General features: G+C 72.8%; 3 protein-coding genes. 1 reads left to right on the forward strand and 2 read right to left on the reverse strand.

Annotated elements, in window-relative coordinates; translation table 11 throughout:
• The coding region (locus KD1_RS08050; protein ID WP_068400174.1) for a transglutaminase-like domain-containing protein at positions 1–695 on the forward strand (695 nt) is incomplete at its 5' end.
• Between the two features lie 6 nt (positions 696–701).
• Here the strand turns inward: KD1_RS08050 and KD1_RS08055 are convergent.
• On the reverse strand, positions 702–1,625 hold the full coding sequence (locus KD1_RS08055; protein ID WP_068400177.1) for a transglutaminase family protein: 924 nt from the start codon (positions 1,623–1,625) through the stop codon (positions 702–704).
• Positions 1,622–3,957: circularly permuted type 2 ATP-grasp protein (locus KD1_RS08060; protein ID WP_068400180.1), on the reverse strand; the 2,336-nt coding region annotated here is incomplete at its 5' end. The genes KD1_RS08055 and KD1_RS08060, both read right to left, overlap by 4 nt.

A 3,957-nucleotide genomic window follows, 5' to 3' on the forward strand; every position in this document is an offset into this window, starting at 1 on the left:
CGACGGCCCGCCAACTCGTGCTCGCCCACCCGCTGGCCGTCGACCCGTCCGGGTTCGCGCTGACGTACGACGACTACTGGGGCACGCGCGTCACCGAACTCGAGGTACGCGAGGCCCACACCCGGTTCACGACGTCGCTGCTCTCCGACGTCAACGTCACCGCTGGGCCGTTCCGCCGACTCGCCGCGGACTTCACCCACCTCGATGCCCCGAGCGTGGCCGACTCGTTCTGCGAGTTCCTCCTGCCCGGCGACCCGACGCCGGTCACGGCCGCCGACCACCAACGTGCCACCGCGGCCCGGGCTGCGGCCGGCACCCCGACCCACCTGGTCGAAACCCTCTCGGGCACGCTGGCCAACGCCGCCGCGGGCGAGGCGGCCACCGACGAGGTGACGCACCGGGTCATCGCCGCACTGCGCTCCGTCGGGGTGCCGGCCCGCTTCGTCTCGGGCTACCGCGCGCCCGACGACGCCGAACCCGGCAGCCCGACCCCGGCGGTCATCACGTCGTGGCTGGACTACTGGGACGGCGCGTGGCACGGCTGGGATCCGTCGTTGGGCCAGCCGGTCGGGCTGCGTCACGTCATCATCGGCTGGGGCCGCGACCGCTCGGACTGCCCGACCCTGCGCGCCATCTACAGCGGCGACGCGCAGGCCGAGTGCCACACCGAGGTCGTCGTCACGCGGCTCGCCTGAGGGCCCTCACGGCAGGCGGGTGACCGTGACGCCGACCTTGAGCGTCGACGAACTGCCGTCGCTGAAGATGATGCCCTTCATCGGCGAGACGTCCCGGAAGTCCCGGCCCCACGCGGTCACGAGGTAACGCGAGTCGGCCAGGTGGTTGTTGGTCGGGTCCAGGTCCACCCACCGCCCGCCGGGCACCATGACCGAGGCCCATGCGTGCGAGGCGTCCGACCCCTCGAGTTTCTCCTTGCCCGGCGGCGGCGTCGTCTCGATGTAGCCCGACACGTACCGCGCCGGCAGCCCGACGATGCGGAACGCCGCGACCGCCAGATGCGCGAAGTCCTGGCAGACCCCGGCGCGCTCGGCGATGACCTCCGGCAGCGTCGTCGTCACGGTCGTCGCACCCTGCGCATACGCGAACTCGGAGTGGATGCGCCCGTACGCGGCCTCGATCGCCTCGCCCAAGGGCATGGCGGAGGGCAGCAGGTCACGGGCGTAACGACCCTCCGCCTCGCCCATGGTCACGTTGCGTGACGGCATCGTGAACGCGGCCCGTTCGAAGGCGTCCAGCGACGTATCGGCCCGGAGCGCCGTGGCCGCCTGTTCCACCGACCACCGGTCGAGCGCCCGCAGATCCTCCCGCGGCCAGGCGATGTCCAGGGTGGCCGTCTTCGTCACCGACAGGGTCGTGTGCGGCTGCGAGATCTCGAGGTAGTGGCTGAAGTTGCCGAACGCGTCGAGCGACTCGTCGAGCACGTCCGGCTCGGGCGAGATCGCGATGTCGTGCGAGGTCACCACCTGCTGGGGCGTGGCCCGCGGCCGGAGCATCGCCCGGCCGAACGACATGGTCACGTCGTCCTCGTAGGTGTACTCGGTCACGTGTGTGACGGAGTACCGGCGCGGTCCGTGCAGGGTGCTCGCCTCGCTCCTGGCGTCGGTCACTGCCCACCTCCGGCGGGGTACACGCGGCCGGGTCGTTCCCGCTCGGCGAACGTGTGGATCGGTCGCTGCGGCGCGAAGTGGGTGCGTTCGATGAGGTGCGACACCTCGCGCAGGTGTGCGTCGAGATCGGCCAGGAGCGCCGTCAGCCCGGCCCGATCGCCCACGACGAGGGCCTCGAACTCGGCTCCGGTCAGCAGCGCCACGGCCGCCTCGACGACCTGGCGCACCCGGGCGTCGTCCTCGCCCTCGACGTGCGCCAGCAGCCGCTCGAGTTGATAACGCACGGAGCGCGGATTGGCCGGCTCGTCGAGCAACAGATCGAGGGCCTCGGCGGCCGGCACCGTCGACCCGACCCCGGCGGCCATGCGCCGCCGGTACGTGATGAGCGAATCCCCGGCGCGCAGCACCATCTCGACGATGACGGCCTCGGCCACCGGCGAATGCTGCGTGGTCAGCGTGCGGCGCAGCAACCCGACCGTGGCCTGAGCCCGTTCCACGCGTCGACCGGCGTCGACGAACGTCCAGATCTCGTCGCGCACGATCGATTCTCCGAAACTGCCCGCGAGCGCGAGGCACGACTGCAGCACCTGCGCGCACACGCCCTGCGGGTCGAACAGTTCGACGCTCTCGCGCGCCTCGGTCAGCTTCTCGGAGAGGGTGCCGAGCACACCGACGGTCTCGGGCGCGAGGATCTCGCGCAGGCCGATGGCGTTCTGTGCGGTGCGGCGCGCCGCGAACGCCACGCTGCCGGGCTGCTCGGCATCGAGGAGCAGCGTGCGCACGTGATCAGTGACCTCGCTCTCGTGGCCGGGCTCGGCCGCGGCCACGCCCGGTACGCCGGTGACCGAGGCCAACGCGCCCAGCAGCACCTCCATCGCGGTGTGCCCGGCCGAGCCGGCGCGGGTGAGGTGGTCGTCGACGAGGTTCTCGGTGACGGCGACGAGCCGCGCGGTGGACTCCGCCCGCTCGGCGTACCGGCCCATCCAATACAGGTCACCCGCGGCGCGCGGCGACAGCGACGGCAGGGCCGCGCCACCGGACTCCCCGGCGCCGGCCACGACGCGCAGCGAACGCCACGCCGGGGTGGTCGCGCCGCCGAGCACCCACACGTCCTTGGTGAGCACCCCGTGCTCGATGCGCACGAGCGTCTGGCCCTCGCTGCCGGCGACCTTGGCCAACCCACCGGCCATGACCACGTACTCGTCGTCGACGGCGATCCGGAACGCCCGCAGCCCGGTGACGCGCGGCGACAACCCGCTGCCGGTGATCACCGGTGACGTCGCTGCCTCGACGGGCTCCTGCGCGGCCCAGGCCCACGGCTGTGCCTGGATGCGCCCGACGAGGTCGGCGCGGCCGGCCGCGTCGAGTTCCCAGCCGGGGCGGATCGTCGGCGTGTTCGAGCGGGAGGTCGGCCGGATGACGAGCCGCTCGAGGTTGGCCAGCACGTGGGAGCGGTCGGCCTCGCGCCCACACCACCACGTCTGCGGCGAACGCAACTGCAGGTCCTCCCCCAGCACCGCGCGCGTCACCGCGTCGAGATACGGGGCCATGCCGACGTTCTCGAGCACGCCCGCGCCGATCGGGTTGACGACGCTGACCGCCCCGCGACGGGTGGCCGCGAGCAACCCCGGCACGCCCAGTCGCGAATCGGGGCGCAGGTCGAGCGGGTCCATCCAGTCGCCGTCGACGTGACGGTGGATGACGTGCACCCGTTGCCGCCGCCCGCCGGTACGCAGCCACACCGCGCCGTCGCGCACCATGAGGTCGTCCGCGACGACGAGGGGGTGGCCCAGGATCGTCGAGACGAGGGCCTGATCGTAGGCCGTGTCACCCGCCGTGCCCGGCGACAGGAGCACCGTGCGCGGACTGGCCACCCCGGCCGGCGCGGCGCGGTGAAGGGCGTGCTGGAGGACGTCGAAGAACCCCCGGAGGCGGTTCGGTTGGAGATCGCGGAACAACGGCTCCATGACGCGCGTGACGAGGCGTCGGTTGGCCAGGGCGTACCCGATGCCTGACGGGGCCTGCGTGCGGTCCGTCACCACGGTCCAGCCGTCCGGGCCGTGGGCCAGGTCGACCGCCGCGATCGGCAGCTGCCGCGGTCCGGGGAGGGTGATGCCGTGGGCCGGCAGCAGGTACCCGTCGTGCCCGAGGAACATCTCCCCGGGCAACAGGTGATCGCGCAGCAACCGCTTCGGCCCGTACAGATCGGCCAGGATCGCGTCGAACAGCCGGGCGCGCTGCTGCAGCGCCGCCTCGAGCGGCGCCCACTCCTGCGCCTCGAACACGAGCGGGATGGGGTCGAGCCGCCAGCGCCCGGCGAACGACGCTCCGG

The organism is Kribbia dieselivorans NBRC 106261 (genome assembly GCF_001552435.1).
Classification (GTDB): Bacteria; Actinomycetota; Actinomycetes; order Actinomycetales; family Dermatophilaceae; genus Kribbia; species Kribbia dieselivorans.